The 22,129-nt window shown below is 37.2% G+C and carries 16 protein-coding genes; 12 read left to right on the top strand and 4 right to left on the bottom strand.

Features of this window, described 5'->3' with window-relative positions:
- The first annotated feature begins 15 nt into the window (after positions 1 to 15).
- The 11 genes from tsf to DBR39_RS21680 all read left to right on the top strand — a co-directional run bounded on the left by tsf (position 16) and on the right by DBR39_RS21680 (position 18,335).
- Positions 16 to 840: a translation elongation factor Ts gene (tsf, locus tag DBR39_RS21630; protein WP_124536598.1), complete on the top strand. Its 825-nt coding sequence runs from the start codon at positions 16 to 18 to the stop codon at positions 838 to 840.
- 194 nt (positions 841 to 1,034) lie between these two features.
- Positions 1,035 to 4,382, top strand: coding sequence for a gliding motility-associated C-terminal domain-containing protein (locus DBR39_RS21635; RefSeq protein ID WP_124536600.1), 3,348 nt, complete (start codon positions 1,035 to 1,037; stop codon positions 4,380 to 4,382).
- A gap of 79 nt (positions 4,383 to 4,461) precedes the next feature.
- Positions 4,462 to 7,284, top strand: a complete 2,823-nt coding sequence (locus DBR39_RS21640) for a gliding motility-associated C-terminal domain-containing protein (RefSeq protein ID WP_124536602.1) — start codon at positions 4,462 to 4,464, stop codon at positions 7,282 to 7,284.
- A gap of 141 nt (positions 7,285 to 7,425) precedes the next feature.
- On the top strand, positions 7,426 to 10,278 hold the full coding sequence (locus DBR39_RS21645) for a T9SS type B sorting domain-containing protein (RefSeq protein WP_124536604.1): 2,853 nt from the start codon (positions 7,426 to 7,428) through the stop codon (positions 10,276 to 10,278).
- Between the two features lie 113 nt (positions 10,279 to 10,391).
- Positions 10,392 to 13,790 (top strand): T9SS type B sorting domain-containing protein, encoded by a 3,399-nt coding sequence (locus DBR39_RS21650; RefSeq protein WP_185147241.1) that lies wholly within the window; start codon positions 10,392 to 10,394, stop codon positions 13,788 to 13,790.
- A 204-nt stretch (positions 13,791 to 13,994) separates the two neighbouring features.
- Positions 13,995 to 14,789 carry a hypothetical protein gene (locus DBR39_RS21655; protein ID WP_103231246.1) on the top strand — a complete coding sequence of 265 codons (795 nt, stop codon included), beginning with the start codon at positions 13,995 to 13,997 and terminating at the stop codon, positions 14,787 to 14,789.
- Between the two features lie 290 nt (positions 14,790 to 15,079).
- Positions 15,080 to 15,844 (top strand): DUF6759 domain-containing protein, encoded by a 765-nt coding sequence (locus DBR39_RS21660; RefSeq protein ID WP_124536606.1) that lies wholly within the window; start codon positions 15,080 to 15,082, stop codon positions 15,842 to 15,844.
- 96 nt (positions 15,845 to 15,940) lie between these two features.
- Positions 15,941 to 16,618 (top strand): tRNA (guanosine(46)-N7)-methyltransferase TrmB, encoded by a 678-nt coding sequence (gene trmB / locus DBR39_RS21665; protein WP_124536608.1) that lies wholly within the window; start codon positions 15,941 to 15,943, stop codon positions 16,616 to 16,618.
- A gap of 17 nt (positions 16,619 to 16,635) precedes the next feature.
- Entirely contained in the window at positions 16,636 to 17,331 is a 696-nt protein-coding gene (locus DBR39_RS21670) for a DUF6759 domain-containing protein (protein ID WP_228447891.1), read from the top strand.
- Positions 17,328 to 17,762: a DUF6759 domain-containing protein gene (locus tag DBR39_RS21675; RefSeq protein ID WP_124536610.1), complete on the top strand. Its 435-nt coding sequence runs from the start codon at positions 17,328 to 17,330 to the stop codon at positions 17,760 to 17,762. Before DBR39_RS21670 ends, DBR39_RS21675 begins: the two co-directional genes overlap by 4 nt.
- A 384-nt stretch (positions 17,763 to 18,146) precedes the next feature.
- The gene (locus DBR39_RS21680) at positions 18,147 to 18,335 is read left to right on the top strand and encodes a bacteriocin-like protein (protein WP_124536612.1); all 189 of its coding nucleotides are present in this window, start codon (positions 18,147 to 18,149) and stop codon (positions 18,333 to 18,335) included.
- Positions 18,336 to 18,402: 67 nt separating this feature from the next.
- Here DBR39_RS21680 and rpsB read toward each other — a convergent pair whose 3' ends face one another.
- The 3 genes from rpsB to rplM all read right to left on the bottom strand — a co-directional run bounded on the left by rpsB (position 18,403) and on the right by rplM (position 20,195).
- Positions 18,403 to 19,164 (bottom strand): 30S ribosomal protein S2, encoded by a 762-nt coding sequence (gene rpsB / locus DBR39_RS21685; protein WP_103247172.1) that lies wholly within the window; start codon positions 19,162 to 19,164, stop codon positions 18,403 to 18,405.
- A gap of 182 nt (positions 19,165 to 19,346) precedes the next feature.
- Positions 19,347 to 19,733: a 30S ribosomal protein S9 gene (gene rpsI / locus DBR39_RS21690; RefSeq protein ID WP_045501218.1), complete on the bottom strand. Its 387-nt coding sequence runs from the start codon at positions 19,731 to 19,733 to the stop codon at positions 19,347 to 19,349.
- Positions 19,734 to 19,739: 6 nt separating this feature from the next.
- Positions 19,740 to 20,195 carry a 50S ribosomal protein L13 gene (gene rplM / locus DBR39_RS21695; RefSeq protein WP_027375420.1) on the bottom strand — a complete coding sequence of 152 codons (456 nt, stop codon included), beginning with the start codon at positions 20,193 to 20,195 and terminating at the stop codon, positions 19,740 to 19,742.
- Positions 20,196 to 20,543: 348 nt separating this feature from the next.
- Between rplM and DBR39_RS21700 the strand changes: the two genes are divergently transcribed.
- On the top strand, positions 20,544 to 21,653 hold the full coding sequence (locus DBR39_RS21700) for a DUF3667 domain-containing protein (RefSeq protein WP_124536614.1): 1,110 nt from the start codon (positions 20,544 to 20,546) through the stop codon (positions 21,651 to 21,653).
- Positions 21,654 to 21,702: 49 nt separating this feature from the next.
- On the opposite strand, the gene DBR39_RS21705 is transcribed toward DBR39_RS21700, so the two are convergent.
- Positions 21,703 to 22,035, bottom strand: coding sequence for a hypothetical protein (locus tag DBR39_RS21705; RefSeq protein WP_124536679.1), 333 nt, complete (start codon positions 22,033 to 22,035; stop codon positions 21,703 to 21,705).
- Between the last annotated feature and the right edge of the window lie 94 nt (positions 22,036 to 22,129).

Here is a 22,129-nt window from a genome sequence, read left to right on the forward strand (position 1 = left end):
AAAATAATAGATATTATGTCTTATACACCAGCTGCTGCAGACGTAGCAAAATTGAGAAACCAAACAGGTGCAGGTATGATGGACTGCAAGAAAGCTTTAGTTGAAGCTGAAGGAGACTTCGAAAAAGCGGTAGATATCCTTAGAAAAAAAGGACAAAAAGTTGCTGCTAACAGAGCTGACAGAGAATCTGCTGAAGGTGCAGTAATCGCAAGAGTAAACGAGGACAACACTTTAGGTGTAGTAATCTCTCTAAATTGCGAAACTGACTTCGTTGCTAAAAACGAAGCGTTCATCGAACTAGCTTACGAATTAGCTGAAATGGCAATTTTCGCTGCTACTAAAGAAGAACTTTTGGCTACAGATTTCCACGGACTTACTGTTGCTGACAAATTAATTGAGCAAACAGGAGTTATCGGTGAAAAAATCGAGATCGGTTCTTTCGAAAGAATCCAGGGAGATTTCTTAGGAGCTTACATCCACGCTGGAAACAAAATTGCTGCAATCACTTCTCTTTCTGCTAAAGTAGACGGATCTGACGAAGCTGCTAAGTCTGTTTCTATGCAGGTTGCTGCTATGAACCCAATCGCTTTGGATGAAACTAAAGTTTCTCAGGAGACTATCGACAAAGAATTAGAGATCGAAAGACACAAACTTACTGAAGAAGGTAAGCCTGCAAACATTATCGACAATATTCTTAAAGGTAAAATGCAGAGATTCTACAAAGACAACACTTTGGTACACCAAGACTTTATTAAAGACGCAAGTATCTCAGTTGCTGATTACGTAAAATCTGTAAACGCAGACCTAAAAGTAACAGGATTTGTAAGAGTAAGCTTATAATCCATCTTTTTAAAAATATGAGATCCCGGTGAAGTTCACCGGGATTTTTTTTATTCTAAAAAGGCGTTATTATGAACACAATATGACGAGAGTTTTAAATATTCAACAATTACACTATAATCACGATTTCAAAGTTTTTTTTGTATAAAAAATTGATTATTAATGTTTAAATTTGCGGCCCCATATAATAACGCATGAAAAAATTTCTACTGGCTATTTGCACTTTTCTTTCTTTATTTGCTAATGCACAATTGGATTCTGAGCATTGGATCGCTCCTATGTCGGCAAGCAGTCTTCTTGGAACACCGAAAGGCTATCTTTACCTTTCAACCAATGAAACAATTCCCTTTTCTGTACAGGTTTATAACAACAACAATGTAATTTCTACTGTTCAGGTAAGCAAAGGAAATCCGACACAAGTAACCATCCCTAACAATATGATGATTGCTTCTGCACCATCCGGGTTGTTTACTTCAACTTCAATGGGATTATATGTAAAAGGAAGTAAAAAATTCTTTGCCAGCTATAGATTTACCGTGCAGGACCAGGCGGAATTTATTACATCAAAAGGATTAGCCGGACTTGGAAAAACTTTCTTTGTGGGAATGGCTCCTAATACGACGGCAAAACCTTATGTGAACTCTACTATTGGAGTCACTGCAACGGAAGACAACACTACTGTAACTTTATCCGGATATAATCCTGGTGTTGTTTTTTCTGACGGTATTTCGGCTCCGTCAAGAACTTTCACAATCAATAAAGGAAAATCATACATCCTTGAAGCGCAGAGTAATCTTAATCCTAATAACTTAGCAGGATTGGTAGGAGCAAAAATTGTTGCCAGTAAACCAATCTCTGTTACCAACGGAAACTTCAACAGCATCTATACTACTCAAAACAATACAAATGTAGACGTTCTTATGGATCAGGCTGTTCCTGTGGAAAGACTGGGAAAAGATTTTGTAATGGTAAAAGGAAACGGACCTGCAAATTCAGGAATGGAAGCAGCCGTAGTGATTGCAACGGTAAATAATACCAAACTTACCGTAAATGGAACTCTTTTGAATAATGTGACCTTAAATGCGGGACAATATTATGTTGTTCAGGGAACTAACTATGTAAACCAGGTGAACGGAAATTACAATATGAGTATTTCCGCTAACAATAATGTATATGTATATCAGCTTCTTGCCGGAACATCTTCAGGTACGGTTTATGCTACAGGCGGAATGAACTTTATACCTCCATTAAGTTGTTTCTTACCCAAAGAGATCAACGAAATTGGATTTATTAATAAAATAGGAAACGATACTTTCAATACCAGACTTAATATTATTACTCAGACAGGTGCTGCAGTAACAATTAATGGAAATCCAATTGCAGCGGGTACCGGACCGGCACCTGTAACGGGAAATCCTAACTGGGTTACCTATTCCATTCCGAGTGTAACAGGAAATATAACCGTTGCTTCTACAAAACCGGTTACAGCAGGAATTGCTGCCGGAAACGGAGCGGTAGGATATGGAGGATATTTTGCAGGATTCTCTTCTATTCCGGTAATTACAAAAACGGGAGATTGTTATAATGGAGTTCTCCTTTCTGTAGAAAGTGGTTATGATGCTTATCAATGGTATCTTAACGGAACTCTGATTAACGGTGCTACGTCACCATCTATCAACCCGGATTTGTATGGTTCGGGAGTATATACTTGTTATATTACCAGAACCAATTGTGAATCCAGACTTACTGCAGAATTTGATTATACAGTATGTCCGCCGATCACTACGACTACTTATGATATTGGATCATGTAATACAAAAATCATTAATCCTGTATTGAGTAATTCCAATCAGGCTGTGGACCCTACCAATACCAGTATTATTGTACATCCTACCAATGGAACTGTTTTTGTAAACCCTACAACAGGACAGATTACCTATACTCCTAATGCAGGTATTACAACAAATACGTCTGATACCTTCACTTATTATATCCAGGGAACCGGAAATCCGGCTGCTTTTGAATATTTTAAAATTATAATCAACACTCATGTGTTCCAGGTAACCAATGCTACTTTGACTTCTTGTGCAGCAGCCAATGGAAACGGGACATTCAACCTGACAACAGCGATTGTCACTCAGGAACCGGGTGCTGTGGTTACTTATTTTACCAATCCTAATTTAACGGGGCAGATTGCCAATCCAGCGGCTTATTCAGGACAGTCGGGAACGATCTATGTGAATGTAACCTCTTACGGATGTTCTAAAACAGCTACTATCACATTAACCACCTATCCTACTCCCAACCTTAATACAAGTAATTTCAATGCTGCAATTTGTGATGATAATTTTGATGGAGTTGTAAATGTCAACTTTACCAATGTAACCCCACAAATTGTAACAAATCCGGCGAACTTCATTGTAAAATATTATTTGAATCAGGCTGATGCAAACGCCGGAAACAACAACACGCTTCCTGCTAACTGGACTTTCACAGCTAATACAATTGTTTATGTAAGAGTATCCGGTGTCGTTGGAGAATGTCCTCCTGCTTTGGGCCAAATCAATTTCACCATTGGAAACAAGATTCCTTTGATTACCAATAATGGACAGGCTGATATCTGTGACAATGATCTTAATGGTTCTGAAGCAGTAAACCTTAATGACTATAAAGCTTTATTCACTACAGATCCAGGGGTAATTCTATCATTCTACACCTCACTGGCGAATGCACAGGCAGGGCTAAATCCTATTGCCGCATCGCAAACGCTTACCTCTTTTAGCAGTGTTTTTTATGTAAGATTTCAAAGCAGTACTGCATGTCCTAATACAGCTGTTTTAACTCTTACTCTTAAAACACCTAAAAAATCAACCCAATTACGTGATCAGGTTATCTGTTCTAATGAAAAAATAATGTTGGATGCAGGTCCTGGATTCACTTCGTACTTATGGAGTACCGGCGCTACTTCTCAAAATATTTCTGTAGGAGCCGGAACTTATTATGTAGATCTTGGATTCAACGGATGTGTATACCGTCAGTCTGTAAATGTAACAAATTCACAAGCACCTGCTATTACTAAAATAGATGTTGTAGGCTCTACAGCAACTGTCTTTGTAACGGGAGGAACAGCTCCTTACAAATATTCATTAAACGGTTTCGATTACCAGGCTTCCAATGTTTTCACAGGATTATCAAGAGGTCTTCATACAGTATACGTATTGGGTTCTGATGGATGTAGTCACGTAACCAAAGAGTTTTTGGTTCTTAACCTTATCAATACGATCACCCCGAATGGAGATGGAATAAATGATGTTCTTAATTATTCAGAATTAAGGATCAAACAGAACGTTACCATTGAGATTGCTGACCGCTACGGAGCCTCTGTATATAAGTCTTCTGACAAAAATTATACCTGGGACGGAAAATCAAATGGAAGAAACCTTCCTACGGGAACATATTGGTATATAATTAGATGGACAGAACCAGATACGAAATTACCAGTTTCGTATTCAGGATGGCTTTTAATTAAAAATCGGGAATAATTTTTTAACATTTATTTAAATTTTATTAAAAGTATTTCATTTTTTATTTTAATTTTGTAGAAATCCTAATTCCATACACATGAAAAGATTTCTACTCAGTTTGGTATTAATTTTTTTGACAATTAATACACTCTTTGCACAAAGGGATAGCGAGCATTGGATTGCTCCTTATTATGACAGTGTTGGAGGGTATACGAACATGATATACCTTTCCACTGATTCTACAACTCCCTTTGATGTAACTATTTACAACAACAATGCTGTAGTCACGACGGTTACCATCAGTAAAGGCAGCCCTCAAACCTACAAGGTTGCCAACAACCTTATTTCTACGGGTACAACTACAGAGGCATTCAATGTGGGTAATAAAGGACTCTATTTAAAGGCATTAAAACCTTTTTATTGTAGTTTAAGACTTGCTCAGAGTGTTCACGGAGAAGTTATTACCAGTAAAGGAAGAGCCGGAATCGGAAAAACATTTTTCGTTGCGAGTGCTCCCAATACCAATACAAGCAGTATTCAGAACTTTACAGCAGGTATCCTTGCTACTGAGGATAATACTAATGTAACTGTATCTTGGAACCCTACTGCCGGAGTAGTCTTTATCAATGGTACTCCTCCTGGTAACACCCATACCTTTACCTTGCAGAAAGGACAATCTTTCATTCTTGCAGGATCAGGCTCTCAGTCGGCCAACAAGAATGGTTTTATCGGAGCAAAAGTGGTAGCAGACAAACCTGTAACCCTTACTAATGGAAGTTGTAATGCCAACTTCTCTACTTCACCATCCGGTAGTGACCCGGTTCTGGATCAGTCTGTACCGGTTGACAGACTTGGAAATACATTTGCTATTGTAAAAACAAGATCTACTGTCCCTACCCAGAATATGGAAGGAGGACTTATTATTGCTACAGAAGACAACACTGAAGTCTTCTTAAATGGTGGTGGTATGCCAGTGGCAACACTTGCTGCCGGAGGATGGTACAGAATCAATGAAACCAGCTATGTGGCTCAAGGTACTTCGGGGCATTCAAATATGTTTATTTCAACAACCAAAAACGTATATCTCTATCAGTTCGTAGGGGTAGGTAATAGTGAAGCCACCAACGGATTCAACTATATACCGCCATTGAACTGTTTCCTTCCAAGAAAAATTGATGAAATTGGAAAGATCAATGAAATGCCAATTGGAACAGCTGGAGCCAGTGCAGTTCAGGATATTATTGTAAAATTAAATATCTTAACAGAGACAGGGGCAACAGTATTGGTAAATGATGCGCCTCCAGCTGCAACAGACGGTCCATATCCATTGGCAGGAAACTCCAACTGGGTAACGTATGGAATTACCGGAGTAACAGGAAATATTAAAATCACTTCTACAAAAGCTGTAACAGCTGGTATCAACGGTGGATTCAGTTCTGCAGGATACGGTGGTTACTTTGCCGGATTCTCATCAATCCCTGTAATTGCTAAAAAAATAGGAGAATGTGTACCAGGGATTATTCTTGAAGTAGATGACGGATATGAAACATACCAGTGGTACCGTGACGGAGTAGCTATTTCAGGGGCAACTACTTACACTTATACACCTACACAGTCAGGAAATTATACTGTAAAAGTAACGATGGGAACATGTCCTCCAGTGACAACTCCTATCTATAAAGTACAAAACTGTTTAAAAGAAACGACACAAGCGCTTAATGCTTGTTCTACTAAAATTATTACGCCTACGTTTACTTCGTCTACTCAAACAGTAGTTCCAACTACAGTAGTAATTTTAACGCCTCCTACAAAAGGAACCGCTGTGGTTAATCCAAACGGAACAATCACTTACACTCCGAATGCAGGATATTTAGGATCAGACAAGATTATTTATAAATTCTGTGGAAACTCAGTAGAGTTTACAGATTGCGAGCAGGTAACATTAAACCTTACTGTAGTACCATTCATTGTAACGGATACTTCTATTAAGGCATGTTGGTACGATGTAGCTCCTTATGCTTATTTTGATCTTACTAAAGCTAAAGTAACAGACTATAATGCGGTTACAAAAAAATACTACCGTACTTTAAATGATCTTACTGCAGGGATCAATGAAATCACAACACCAGAAAATTTCCCTTCAACAGGTGGATTTGTATATGTGAAAGTAACGACTGCTGAAGGATGTACAGCGAATGCAAAAATTGAATTAATTGTACTTCCAATCAAAAAATCTCCGATCCTGGTAGATCAATATATCTGTATGGATGCAAAAACAAACCTGGATGCAGGTTCTGGATATGACTCATACCAATGGAGCACGGGTGCTACCACTTCAGGGATCAGAGATGTAGGCGTTGGAGAATATTCTGTAATACTTAGTAAGAACGGATGTTTCCTTACCCAAACTGTAAAAGTGAAGAAAGTTGAAGATCCGGTAATTCAAACCATTGAGATCAACAACAATACAGCGACAGTAATTGTAAGCGGAGGTAAATCTCCTTACAAATATGCAGTTGACGGAACGGCTAACTGGCAGGATTCAAGTACTTTCACGGGTTTAACAAGAGGACAGCATACTTTCTATGTAAAAGATTTTTATAACTGTACTCCTACTTCTGTTGAAATTACTATTCCTAATCTATTAAATGCCATCACTCCTAATGGAGATAATGTAAATGATTATATAGATTACAGTGAACTTGCTTATAAAGACAACCTTACATTTGTAGTATATGACAGATATGGAAATATGGTATTCACCGGAAATAAATTCAACAACTTCAGATGGGACGGTAAGCACTTTGATAAGAAACTAGGAACAGGAACTTACTGGTATCATATCAACTGGACTGAGTCCAATAAAGAAAAGACTCCAGTAAAATATACAGGTTGGATTCTTGTTAAAAACAGAGAGTAATAATTAGTTTAAAACTATATTTTATAAGCCACGATTTGATGATCGTGGCTTATTTTTTTAAATTAATAATGAATATCATAAAATATTTCAACCATCAATCAACTATTCTGTTATTTTTGTACAAACTATAACTAAATATATATGAAGAAAATTATATCGATTCTTCTTTTGTTATTTGTGGCAACTCAAATGCTTTTTGCACAAAGAGACACAGAACACTGGTTTGCTCCTATGGCAGCCCGATCTCCCAAAGTTGTCACTCCTATGCAGGCCCTTTATTTCTCTACAGATTCTGCGACTCCATTTACAGTAGACATTTATAGTAACAATACTATACTGGGTACCGTTACAATCAGCAAAGGTTCTCCGCAGACATTTAATATTCCCTTGAATAGAATGGTTGCTACAATAAATGGCGAACTATTCACTCCGGGAAATAAGGGTTTGTACACTAAAGGATCTAAACCTTACTTTGTCACTTACAGATTCTCGGTAAGTCAGCACGGAGAAATATTAACATCAAAAGGAAAAGCCGGGATTGGGACAAAATTCTACGCGGTGACCTCTCCTATAGAAGAACTCAACGGTGAGTATAATTTCACCACCGGAATTCTGGCAACAGAAGACAATACCAAGGTGACGGTTTCCAATTATTCTGCCAATGTTGTATTTACCAACGGATGGACTGGCGTGACCAACCCTACGCTTACTTTTACATTAAATAAAGGACAATCCTATATTATCGAAGGAATAGGTGATAAAACAGTCAATAAAGAAGCCTTCATTGGGGCCAAAATAGAATCTGACAAACCCATTTCAGTGACCAACGGAAATTTCAACGGACAGTTCGCAATGGCTGCAGGGGGTTCTTATCAGGGATCTGATATTATCATGGACCAATCTGTACCGGTAGACCGATTAGGAAATGAATTTGTTGTGGTAAAAGGAAACGGTGACATCAGCAGAAGAATGGAAGATGCACTGATTGTAGCTACTGAAGGAGGTACCCAGGTATATATCAATAATGCAACTACGCCAGCGGCAACATTAGCTGAAGGTGAAAGTTACAGGGTTAACAAAATCAATAATACCAACTATATCAACCAAGGAAATGATCATTACAACATGTACATCAGAACGACAAAGAATGTATATGTGTACCAGCTGATGGCAGGGGTTGGAGCAAGTAATGCAACACTTGGGTTCAATTATATCCCGCCATTGAACTGCTACCTTCCAAGAAAAATTGATGAGATTGGAAAAATCAAAGACCTTCCTTATTCTACAACTCTTACAGGACATATTGTAAAACTAAATATTCTTACAGAGGCTGGCGCTAATGTTACCGTAAACGGAGCTCCTTTACCAGCAACGCAGGGGCCTTATCCAGTAACAGGAACTCCAAACTGGGTCTCTTACTCTGTACCTGATATTACAGGAAATGTGACCATTAATTCTACAAAGGCTGTTACTGCCGGTATTTCCGGAGGTAGTGGTGTAGTGGGATATGGTGGTTATTTTGCAGGATTCTCCTCCATTCCTGTTATCGCAAAACAAAATGGTGAGTGCATCCCGGGAATTGTGCTGGAAGTTGATGACAGTTTCGATACTTACCAGTGGTATAAAGAAAATAATCCTATTCCAGGTGCAACAAGCCATTCTTATACTCCAACACAATCAGGAAACTATACGGTAAAAATTACAGTCGGATCGTGCCCGCCGGTATTCACCCCTGTGTACAAAGTGTACACATGTCTTAAGAAAACCATCATAAACGATACGGTATGTGATGGAGTAAAACAGATTGTACCTACATTCTCCAGTTCTACCCAAACTGTAGTACCGGGAACTGTAATAATCATTACTCCTCCCACTCATGGGAATGCAGTTCTCGATCCTGTTACTGGTGTAATAAGCTATGCTCCGACGTACGGTTATATTGGTCCGGATAAGATCATTTATAAGTTTTGTGGAAACAATCCTGATTTTACAGATTGTGAAGAAGTGACATTAAATTTAACCATATCGGAAAGTCCCATAGTTAATGATGCTTTAATAAGAACCTGTTTCCTGGAAGCTAATATTGCTACCGGATTGTTCAATCTTACCAATGTCAATGTAACGCTGGCTACCGGAATTACCAAGAAATACTACCCTTCTCTTGCAGATGCCCACGCCGGAACCAATGAAATTTTGACCCCTGCTAATTATATCGCTCCTAATGGGGTAGTTTATATAAAAGTAATTAACGGGAATGGCTGCTATAGAGTGGCAATGGTAACTCTTGTTGTTCTCCCTCCTGTAAAATCAGATGTATTGACAGACAAGATTATCTGTATGGAAGGAAAAACCACGCTGGATGCAGGTCCAGGATTCAAAAGCTATGAATGGAGTACCGGAGCAACTACTCAAACCATTAAAAACGCAGGAGTGGGAGTCTATTGGGTAAAACTAAAAACCGGAGAATGCATCACCCTGCAGACGGTAAAAGTATATGCATCAGAACAGCCCGTTATTTCAAACATTGACATCTCAAACAATACAGTAACAGTGAATGTTATAGGAGGTACTCCACCTTATAAATATTCTATGGACAATATCAGCTGGCAGGATTCTAACCTATTTACCAATATTGCGAGAGGAAATGCCAGCATCTACGTAAAAGATGATTATAATTGTGAACCAATAAAAGTGGATATCACCATTCCCAATCTTATTAATGTCATTACTCCCAATCAGGATGGGATAAACGATGTTATAGACTACTCTTCACTGGCCGTTAAAAACAATCTTGTATGTAATATTTTTGACCGATATGGAAGCAAAATCTTCCAGGCAGACAAAACCAACGGATACAAATGGAACGGAACTGCAGATGGCAGCAAAAGAGTCCCTACAGGAAACTATTGGTATGAAGTAGGCTGGAATGAGCCTAATGCCAAGCAAACTCCAATAAAATTTACGGGTTGGATTATGGTAAAAAACAGGGAGTAATCCTACAGGCATAAAATTTTAAAAGCCACGATTTTGAAATCGCGGCTTTTTTATTATGTTTTCAACTATTTAATGCTTTTTATTATTAAATTTGTGATAAATACTACTACTGAATGAAGAAAATTCTATCTTTTTTATTTATATTTTATTTTTTCACCTCTGCTTTTGCCCAATTGGACCGAGAGCATTGGTTTGCTCCTATGATGGATAGGACAAGTGCTACCAATCCTTATCAGAAACTGTATTTATCCACCAGCAGAACGACTCCTTTTCCCGTAAGTATTTATAACAATAACGTACTGATCGGAACGGTGAATATCAGTAAAAATAATCCACAGAAATTCGATGTATTAAGAAATTATATTATCACCACTCTGCAGACGGATTTATTTACTCCTACCACCAAAGGATTATACCTTAAAGCAGAATTTCCTTTTTATGCCAACTTAAGGTTTTCGGTATTCAATCATGCTGAGATCATTACTTCCAAAGGAATTTCTTCTACAGGAACAAGCTTTTATGCCGCCTCTGCTCCTATCACTGTGAGCAACAATATTCTGAATTTCATGACCAGCGTACTGGCAACAGAAGATAATACCACCGTTACTATTTCCGGATACACCCCTACCGTTCAGTTTTCCAACGGGACGACCGGAGCCACGAATCCTACAATGACGTTCACCTTAAACAAAGGACAATCTTATATTATTGATGGGGTTGGAAATATAACAGGAAATTTTGACGGCTTCATTGGTTCAAAAATCATTTCAAACAAACCCGTCAATATCACCAACGGGAATTTTAACGGACAATATGCCGGAAACTTCCCTTCCAGTTCGGACATTTTAATGGATCAGGCAGTACCTGTCAACAGACTGGGGAATGAATTTGCTCTTGTAAAAGGGAACGGACCTATAGGATCCAATATGGAAGGCGCTGTTGTGATTGCTACTGAAGACAATACCCAGATCTTTGTTAATAATGAAATTCCTCCTATAGCGACTATCAATGCAGGAAAATATTATGTTATACCAGATTCCAAATATATCCTTCAGGGAAACGGACATTATAATTTATATCTAAAAACATCCAAAAATACCTATGTCTATCAGATTTTAGCAGGAGATTCCAACTCGGGAAATGAAACAGCTACCGGAGGATTCAATTTTATTCCGGCTTTGAACTGCTACCTTCCCAAACAGATTAATGAACTAGGACTTATTAATGAAAATTTTGTTCATTCCAATGGTAATCCTTCAGGTGGTCTCAACATCCCTACAAAGCTCAACCTTATTACGGAAAGAGGAGCTACCGTTACCGTAAACAGTGCTACCCCTCTTGCGATCACAGGTCCTTACAATATGACAGGAACCACCAATTGGGTAACCTATGGAATTCCTAATGTGACGGGAACCATTACAGTCGTTTCAGACAAAGCCATTATGGCAGGAATCACTGCTGGGACTGATGCTGTAGGATACGGAGGTTTCTTTGCTGGTTTCCCCACACAGCCCGTTATTTTAAAATCAGGGGACGGATGTATTCCGGGGGCAGTTCTTACCGTAGATCCTCTTATCTACGATACCTATCAATGGTACAGAAACGGATCAATTATTCCGGGAGCTACTGCTTCTTCACTCACTCCTACACTACCTGGATATTACACCTGTTCTGTAACGATGGGTAGCTGTGCGCCTTTAGTCACCCAACAACTTAAAGTTCTGAACTGTACAAAACTGACCAATGCAGCCTACAATGTATGTACTACACAGACTATAACACCTGCATTCAGTAGTTCATCACAAACACCTGCTCCTAACACTGTAGCGATTACAACAGCACCTGCATTGGGTACTGCAGTTGTAAATTCAACCACAGGAATCATTACTTATACCGTGACAACTCCCGGAACAGCAGGAACAGACACATTCACGTATACATTCTGCGGAAATGATCCGGACTTTCCTGATTGTGAAACGATAACCGTTACGATTAATATCCAGGCACTTGTTGTCATGAATACGACCTTAACTGCCTGTGACATAAACGGACAGGGAACATTCAACCTCACTACAGCAAACGTGACTAGTAATTCGCCTGTTACAATTACTTATTACCCTACTCTTTTGGATGCTCAGAATGAAAACGCAACCGCATTAATCACCAATACAACAGCTTATACCGCACCCAATGGTAACATCATATATGCAGTTGTCAAAAACAATATAGGCTGTAAAAGTATAGCGCAAATCACATTATCTCTTTTCAATAAAGCGATTGTTTTAGATAACTACAATGGTATTTTCTGTGATGATAATCTGGATGGAACGGTTACCGTTATCCTTTCCAATGTCACTCCTCTTGTTCTCAATAACCCTAATTTCTTTACCAATGTAAGGTATTATGCAAACCTGGCAGACGCCAACGCAGGAAATATCAATACGCTTCCTAACAGCTGGAGTTATACAGCCACAACGACTATTTACATCAGAGTAGATTCTCCGGACGGCTGTGCTGCTGTCATCAAACCTTTGCAGTTCAGTATTGGAGCTAAAGTACCACTGATCACCAAAACTGTTACAGAAAGTGTTTGTGATGATGATTTAGATGGAATAAAAAGTGTCAATTTAGCACAGTTTATCCCTCAGTTTACATTAGACCCGAATGTTACTTTCACATTCCACGCCACTTTATCAGATGCTCAGAACAATGTGAATATCGTCTCATCACCGGTTAATATTACAACCTCTCAAACGTATTATATCCGTTTTGAAAAAAATGGAGTATGTCCGGAAGTGGCAACCCTTAAAATCAATATTAAGATTCCTAAAAAATCGGATGTATTAAAAGATAAGGCTATTTGTCCAAAGACAACCACTACTTTAGATGCAGGGCCTGGATTCGAAAGGTATTTATGGAGTACAGGAGCTACCACTCCTTCCATTACCAATGTTGCTCCGGGAAGTTATTGGGTAGAGCTTACCTTCAATGGCTGCGTTTACAAACAGTATGTGAACGTTACAGAATTGCCAAATCCTATAATTACTTCTATTGAAATCGACGGAACAACAGTAAAAGTGGGAGTAAGCGGAGGTACACCACCTTATGAATATTCTTTGGACGGTGTGGTATGGCAGAGTTCCAATGTTTTTTACAACGTACCCAGAGGGGCTCACAATGTATTTGTAAGAGACTCTAAAATGTGTGAGGAAGTCAAAAAACCATTTGCCATAATTAATCTGATCAATACCATCACTCCAAATGGAGACGGTTATAACGAGGGAATCGATTATTCTGCTCTCATGGCCAATGAAAATCTTGTATTCCGGATCTTTGACAGGTATGGTGCTGAGGTCTTCAGAGGAACTCCCGAAAACAGATATACCTGGGACGGAAGAATAGGCGGAAGATATGTTCCTACAGCCACCTACTGGTATTTTATCACCTGGACAGAGTATGGTTCTGCTCTTACGGTAAAATATTCGAGCTGGCTATTGGTAAAACACAGATAACACAAGGAAACCGGAAGAAAGAATAACTGAAAACTCAGAGTTCCTTTCTTCCGGTTTTTTTATTTGAATCTTTATTTTTTTAAGTTAATGGCAACTTTCTAACAGTCCTTAACAATTAAATCCCAAAGTTTAATATAACTTTAACCACTATTCATCATCTAATTAGGCAAAATTGCTATATTTCTATGTAATTTTGCGCATTATATGAAGAAACTGTTTACTCTGCTGCTATTGGTTTTTCTGGCAAAAATGAATGCACAAATATATTCCGGAGAGGTATTTCTGAGAGACAACTCTATTTTATATCTCAATCAGGTATATGTTACGAACCTGACTATACAAAAAACCGTTCTTACGGACTACAATGGTAATTTTAAGATTCCGGCTAACCCTGGAGATGTAATCCGGTTTACCTCTATTGTTACCGAAAGAAAAGACATAAAGCTAACGCCTCAATCGATGACGCAGAAAAATCTGGTTGAGCTTAAAATTGCCTATTATGAAATTCAGGAAATTGTCCTCAGCAGGTTCAAACCTACCGGAAACCTTCGGTATGATGTCAATTCGTTAAGAAAAGAAGATAAAGCATATGCTCTCAAGAAAGTCATTGGTCTTCCTGAGCCAAAAGGTGACGGAACTCCACCGGAACTTCCTGTTGCCGGACTACGAGATGGCGGATTGACCTTCAGCCTTGAAAGCATCTATGATATTCTTTCCGGGGATAGAAAGAAAAAGCAGCGTTACCAGGCTTACGAAAGAATGAACACCTCCGTTGCCCAGATCAAAAATTATTTAGGAAAAGACTATTTTACAAGATTCAAAATTCCTGAGAATTTAATTGATAATTTCCTTCAGTTCGTTTATACCTCTGAAAACATCCAGGCCTATGTATTAGCTGGTAACTTTGAGGCAGTAAAGATTCCTATTGAAAAATATCTGCCGATCTATCAGAAGAGACTTAGAAGCTCACATCTTCAGGAGGTTGTAAGCAGCAATTAAAAATTCCGAGAAAAAACAAATCAGACTATACAATAATCCATGTTTCACGCATGGATTATTTTTTTTATGAAACAATAAAAATTTAGCCCAGACCTTTACTACAGTTCATTCAAATATATATTATTCAATTTTTACCACATATATTTCTATAATATTCAAAAATATATTAAATTTATCTCACGAATAAGTGTTTAAAATAAAAATACTTATATTTCGTTATCCAAATAAAAACTAACCAGCGCAAAACGTAAATTAAATGAGAAACACCAATTCTAATTTAATATTAATTAATGAAAAAAGTACTTTTACTTCTTGGCTGCATGTTCCTTTTTACGGTGTCTGCTCAAAAAAAAGGCAAAGATTATAGTAATATTCTAAAAAGTAATAATATCTATGAGATCAATGCATTTTTAAGAGATGCCCATCCAGATGATCCCCGAAGATCTGTTCTGAAACCAAAGGTAATGGACCTGATGAAAGAATACATCAAAAATGCACACCCTGCTGATCAGAAGGTAAAAGACATGCAGGAAATGCTTGCTATGCTGAGAAGAAGACCTTCTACAAAGATCACTTTTGATGAAATGAATGCGATCATCAAACAAAAACAAATTGCAAAGTATAAAGCTGAGCTGGCAGCGAAACAGCCTACTACTGTTTATACTCCAAGCACTGCTCAGAATACCTATGTTGTGAATCCAACGGCTAATACTGCAGTTCCCAATGCTGAAGCAGAAGAATTCAACATGCTGATGGCTGTCTCTCCTGTAGAACATAAAAACAAAACAGTAAAAATTCTCAATTCTTTATTTGATAATGATCCTAATGCTAAAGAGTGCATTGTCATGATTCAAAATAAATCAGACTGTAATATCATTGTAAGAATGGAAGGCGTAGGTACTACGAAATACAGACTGGCAGTACCGGCTCAGGGTGAAGGTTCCATTGTCATAGAAAAAGGCCAGTATCTTTTCTCCAGTCTGGTTTGCGGAGCACAATATGCCTCACAAAAAACGATACAAAGAGCCATTATGGTCGCTTTAGGAAGCCAATAACCTCAATCATAAACGAATTAGTTCTCTGTCTTTTACCTCCAAAAGACAGAGATTCTCCATAAATTTTTAGTATTTTTGCACTCATTTTATAACTCAATGGGCAAGAATAAATTAGCAAGATTTACAGAAAACAAAATATTACCAAATGTAATACAACCTACAAGAGAAGAGGCCTTAGAAGGTTTCGACCTTAAAGGAAAATGGAGAGACAATTTCTTTAAAAATGAGAATCCAATTGTATTGGAATTAGGTTGTGGGAAAGGAGAATATTCTGTAGGACTTGCAAAAACATTTCCTGAAAAGAATTTTATAGGAGTGGATATTAAAGGGGCTAGATTCTGGTTTGGTGCCAAAGAAGCTGTAGAAAGTAACATGAATAATGTCGCTTTTCTGAGAACTCAGATCGAACTCGTTGATTATTTTTTTGCTGAAAATGAAGTAGATGAAATATGGATTACGTTCCCGGATCCACAAATAAAATATAAAAGAACAAAACACAGATTAACACATCCGGATTTTTTAAACCGATATAAAAAGTTCCTGAAGCCAGGAGGTATCATTCATCTGAAAACCGATTCAGAATTTCTGCATGGGTATACACTGGGATATTTACAGGGAGCAGGCTATGAAATCATCAGCGCGCACCATGATATCTATGGGGCACCTGAATACGATCCTAATACAGAGCATTTGAGAGACATCAAAACGTATTATGAAGAGCTGTTCTCGGCTAAAGGAAAAACAATTACTTATATTAAATTCCGGATAAGCTGATGAAATAAACAAGCTTGATGAAAAAAAAAATTTCAACGATTTTATTCTTCACTTTTTTACTACCCGTCTTTACAAATGCCCAAAAAAGCAATAAAGACATTCTAAAAAACACAAACATCAAAGAAATTGAAGAATACCTGAAGAACGCACACCCTGACGATCCTAAGAAAAGTGTGCTAAAACCAAAGCTGATCGCTTTAAAAAATGCAGAATGGACAAAAGGAGCCCGTACAGCCAAACCTATGGAAGCAAGGCCTGTTATCTCCGATATTCCTAAAAGCATTATGAGAAACCCAAATTCAGACGATGCTGAAGAGTTTAAAAAACTCATCACTGAAACATCTTCTGAACACAAGGATAAAACGGCGAAGCTTCTGAATGCAATGTTCAATGAAGATATTACCCGTAAGGAAGCGATACTTTTATTCAAAAATAATTCGGACTGCAATATCGTACTGCGAATTGAAGGAAAAGATTACTACAATCTTGCTGTTCCTGCTCGTGGAGAAAATTTTATTGTGCTCAATAAGGGTTCCTATACGCTCAACAGTAATATCTGCGATATGAAATACATTTCACAGAAAGACATTAAAAAAAGTATATTTGTAACGATAGGTAATCCGGGACAGACTGAGACAGAAATGAAATCTACCCATAATGAACCGGAAAAAAAACCTTTGAAAAAAGAGAAACCAAAAAATAAAATAGGATGAAAAAACTATTCGTTTTTACCGGAATTTCAATGATTCTTACCAGCTGTAATGTAAATTATGGAGGTTATCCGGTAAGAACATCTTACCCTACCAATAATTCAGGCAGCACAGCCAATACAGAAAGAGAATATAACGAGCTTATTAAGGGCTATAAGCCGGAAACAGCCGAAGTTCTTAATGATCTCCTCAACAGTGATGATCCCAAGAATCCTAAGACCTCTATATCGGTAGAAAACAAATCTCCCTGCAATATGGTACTTACTGTAAGCGGGAACAATTTCTTCAAGAAAATCCCTATAGGTGCTGGAAAGACAGGATATACAATGGTTCCAAAAAATCAAAACTACAGGTTATCCGGAGTTATCTGCAACTCGGCTTATCAGAGTACAAAATTTGTAACCACCTCCTATTCTATAAAACTTTCAAAATAATATACAACCCGCAGAACTCTGTGGGTTTTTATTTTTAATGAATAAATATAATATTTTATCTGGAAAGTTAATAGGCAAGCAGAAAACAGCAGAACAATACTGTTTTTGAGCTATCTAAATGAAAGCTACATCTAAAGATTCAGAGATCTTAAAATGCTTAATAAAGTCATAAGCATCAACAAAGAGTTGTAAACCTAAGCTCATATTTAAACAGTATTCAGATTGTAAGAAACTATACAAAAATCCCCTATCAAAAGCTTAAACAATGTAAAACCAAAATATTATTCTGAAAATCATACACATAATAAATATTTACATATATTTAGAAATACAATTGCGGATTCCGAAAAGCACATAGAGTAGGAAAAAACTAAAACTAAAACCATGAAAAATTTAAAAAAAGTCTCAAGAAATGAGCTAAGAACAATCAAAGGAGGATACAGAAGCTGTATAGACGGCTGTAATTTGGAAATTGGAGAAATGTGCTGCAGCGGTGTATGCAGAATCGGGGTAGTTGTTCCAACTACAGATCCAGATTTTCCAGAATTTACGGTATGCCCTAAGAAACCTTAGTATATAAATAATAAAAAAACGCTGGATATAAATCCAGCGTTTTTCCTATATTAAAGAAAATCTTTAATTATTCTGCATCGAAATCAGCATCTTTATCAGCAGATACTACTTCTCCTTCTTCTTTAGATTTTTCTTTATCAGCTTTTCTTTGAGACTGACCTTCTTTGATAGAATCAGAAACAATGCTCAAGATCATATCGATAGATTTAGAAGCATCATCGTTTCCTGGGATAACGAAGTCAACTTTTCTAGGGTCAGAGTTTGTATCAACAATACCGAAAACTGGAATACCTAATTTCTTAGCTTCAGTTACAGCGATGTGTTCTCTCAAGATATCTACAACGAAGATTGCAGAAGGAAGACGAACCATGTCAGAGATAGAACCTAAGTTTTTCTCTAAGTTAGCTCTTTGTCTGTCAACTTGTAATCTTTCTTTTTTAGATAAAGTTTCGAACGTACCGTCTTTTTTCATTTTGTCGATAGAGTTCATCTTCTTTACAGCCTTTCTGATAGTAACGAAGTTCGTCAACATACCACCTGGCCATCTTTCTGTAATATAAGGCATATTAAGTTCAGAAGCGTGTTTTGCAACAACTTCTTTCGCTTGCTTCTTAGTAGCTACGAAAAGAACTTTTTTACCTGCAGAAGTTAATTTTTCTAAAGCGCTGCACGCTTCATCCAATTTAACTGCTGTTTTATGTAAGTCTACAATGTGAATACCATTTTTCTCCATAAAAATGTATGGAGCCATATTTGGATTCCACTTTCTAGTCATGTGACCGAAGTGTACACCAGCCTCTAGAAGGTCTTTTACATTTGCTTTTGCCATGTTTTCTGTTTTTGTTAGTTTACTTTCCGTCTTTTAAACAATCAACAACTTCTTTAGATGGGAGAAGCGTTTGGATGCTAAACGTAACGGGCAATTTTTTTGTTTTGATAAATAGATTTAGATATAAGACAACAGACCGAATAAATTCTGAAATCTGAGATCTTGTATCTGAAGTCTGAAAATTAACGTTTTGAGAATTGGAATCTCTTTCTTGCTTTTTTCTGACCTGGCTTCTTTCTTTCCACCATTCTTGCGTCTCTTGTAAGTAAACCAGCAGGCTTTAATGCTAATCTGAACTCAGCGTTGATCTCGCATAAAGCTCTTGAAATACCTAATCTGATAGCTTCTGCCTGACCTGTATTTCCACCACCGAAAACATTTACGGTAACGTCGTACTGACCAACAGTCTCAGAAAGGATAAACGGTTGGTTTAATTTGTAAACCATCACGTCTGTAGAGAAATAAGTTGCAGCATCTTTACCGTTTACTGTAATAACACCAGAACCTGGTCTTACATAAACTCTTGCTACAGAAGTTTTTCTTCTTCCGATTTTGTGAACTATAGACATAATTAATTATTTAAATTCGTTAACATTAATTGTTTTAGGCTGTTGAGCTTCATGTTTGTGCTCAGTTCCTTCATATAAATAAAGGTTCTTAAGGATAGCAGCTCCTAATCTGTTTTTAGGTAACATACCTTTTACAGATTTCTCTAATACCTTTAAAGAATCTTTCTTTTGAAGTTCAGCCGCAGTCATAGACTTCTGTCCACCAGGATAACCTGTATGCCAGATGTAAGTCTTATCAGCCCACTTATTTCCGGAAAGCGTAATTTTCCCAGCATTCAAAACGATCACGTTATCACCACAATCTACGTGAGGTGTAAAGTTCGTTTTGTGCTTACCTCTCAAAATCTTTGCAACCGTAGAAGCTAGTCTTCCTAACGGCTGTCCTTCAGCGTCTACCACAACCCATTCTTTATTAGCAGTAGCTTTGTTCGCTGAAACAGTTTTGTAACTTAATGTATTCACACGTTTTAGTTAAAGATTAAACATAATTTACCCCTAAAAGGGTGTGCAAAGGTACAAATTATTTTTGTAACCCAAAAACATATTTTATTTAATCTATAGAATATCTGTTATAGTACTGACCTTTAATAGATTTTAACATCATTAATACGTTTGGCATAAATCTTGAAAAATGTTGTGGCGATGAAAAAAACGCTCAGAAGATTCTAAAAACACACATGACAAAGCAAAGAGTTTATTCCCTCAACTCTTTCTTTTATTAAATTTACTTTAAAGATTTCCGTAAAACACATTAATACAACTACTGTTTCATTGAAATAATTATATTTGTATCAATCATATTAATAATTCATGAGCCACGGAAAACTAAGAGATGATAAAACCTGTCTGAACTGCGGACACCAGGTTGAAGAAAGGTTTTGTCCCCATTGCGGGCAGGAAAACACTGAACGAAGACAGCCTTTCTACTATCTCTTCACCCACTTTATTGAAGATTTCACCCATTATGACGGACAATTTTGGGGAACCTTGAAAAACCTAATTTTTAAACCCGGAAAACTTACCAACACCTATCTGGAAGGCAAGAGGCAGCAATTCGTTCCTCCTGTAAAACTCTATATTTTTGTCAGTTTCATTACTTTTTTCATGTTTGCTCTTTTTCCGATGATCAATATTAATTTATCAGAAGGAAAAGATGCCGGAAGTCACAATACACCAAGTTTTTTCGACAAAATAAAAGTGGCAGAGACGCAGAAAATACTCGACAGTATAAAAGCGGAAAAAAATCCCAGTCGGGGAGATTCGGCAACGATAAAAAAAATTAATACATTATTATCTGATTCTGTTAAGATAAACGATCTCAAAGAAACCTTTGAAATGAATAAGAAAATCGATGCAGATGTTAATTTTGGAGGATATAGAACAAAAAAATCCTACGACTCTGCAACGGCTAAAGACCCATCAGCTTTAGATTTTATACAAACTCCATTAGCTCACAAGTTCTTCGAACTAAAGGAAAATGGTCTTACAAAAGCAGAAATCTTTAAAAATTTGGCGGAAAAATCTTTCCATAACATGCCAAAGGCGCTTTTCATCTATCTTCCGCTGTTTGCATTCTTTTTATGGATTTTTCACAATAAGAAAAAATGGTGGTATTTCGATCACGGAATTTTTACACTGCATTATTTCTCATTCCTATTACTGACTATTCTATTTATATTCCTACTCGCAAAACTGGTAGATCTTACAAGCATTGGACTGATTAATATATTCTTGTATTTAATAATAATATCACTGTCAATATACAGCATAGGATATTTCTTTATCGCCCACCGCCGGGTTTACCATTCCCATGGATTAGTAAGTATGATCATTGGTATGGCCTTACTGACCATTAATTTTATGGCATTTATGATTTTGGTTGTCGGCCTTGCCCTGGTAAGCTTCCTGATGATCCACTAATAATAAATAAGGCTGTCACATTTGACAGCCTTATTTATTTTATTTATTATTATTTTCTTAACGACTTGCTTGCCCTAAAGCTTGCAAATAGATAATAGGCGACAAAAACTGTGGAAAATTTCAGGATAGAAGGAATCGCCAGTTCTAGTTTAAAAATCAAAGCTCCTATAAGAACCAGAATTCCCATCGCTAAAAATGACAGGCCTAATTTCTTGGGCAGTGTAAAATTAGGAGTATCCAGATAATAAGCAATTCCCCAGGCAGAGCCAAAGGCAAAAGCATAATAAATATCCAGTCCGATATTCTCTGAACTTATAAAGAAATAATTGATCAGGAAGCTTACTACTGTTCCCAATGCGAAGTACATCAAAGCTTTTTGCATGTCTGTAAAAATATTCTGCAAAAGTAGAGAATTTAATTTGAGAATATAAGATCTGTTCATTTGAAAACGATGTTCACGCAACTCATTTTAATTC

The sequence above is a fragment of the Chryseobacterium sp. KBW03 genome (assembly GCF_003852415.1).
In the GTDB taxonomy this organism is placed as follows: domain Bacteria; phylum Bacteroidota; class Bacteroidia; order Flavobacteriales; family Weeksellaceae; genus Chryseobacterium; species Chryseobacterium viscerum.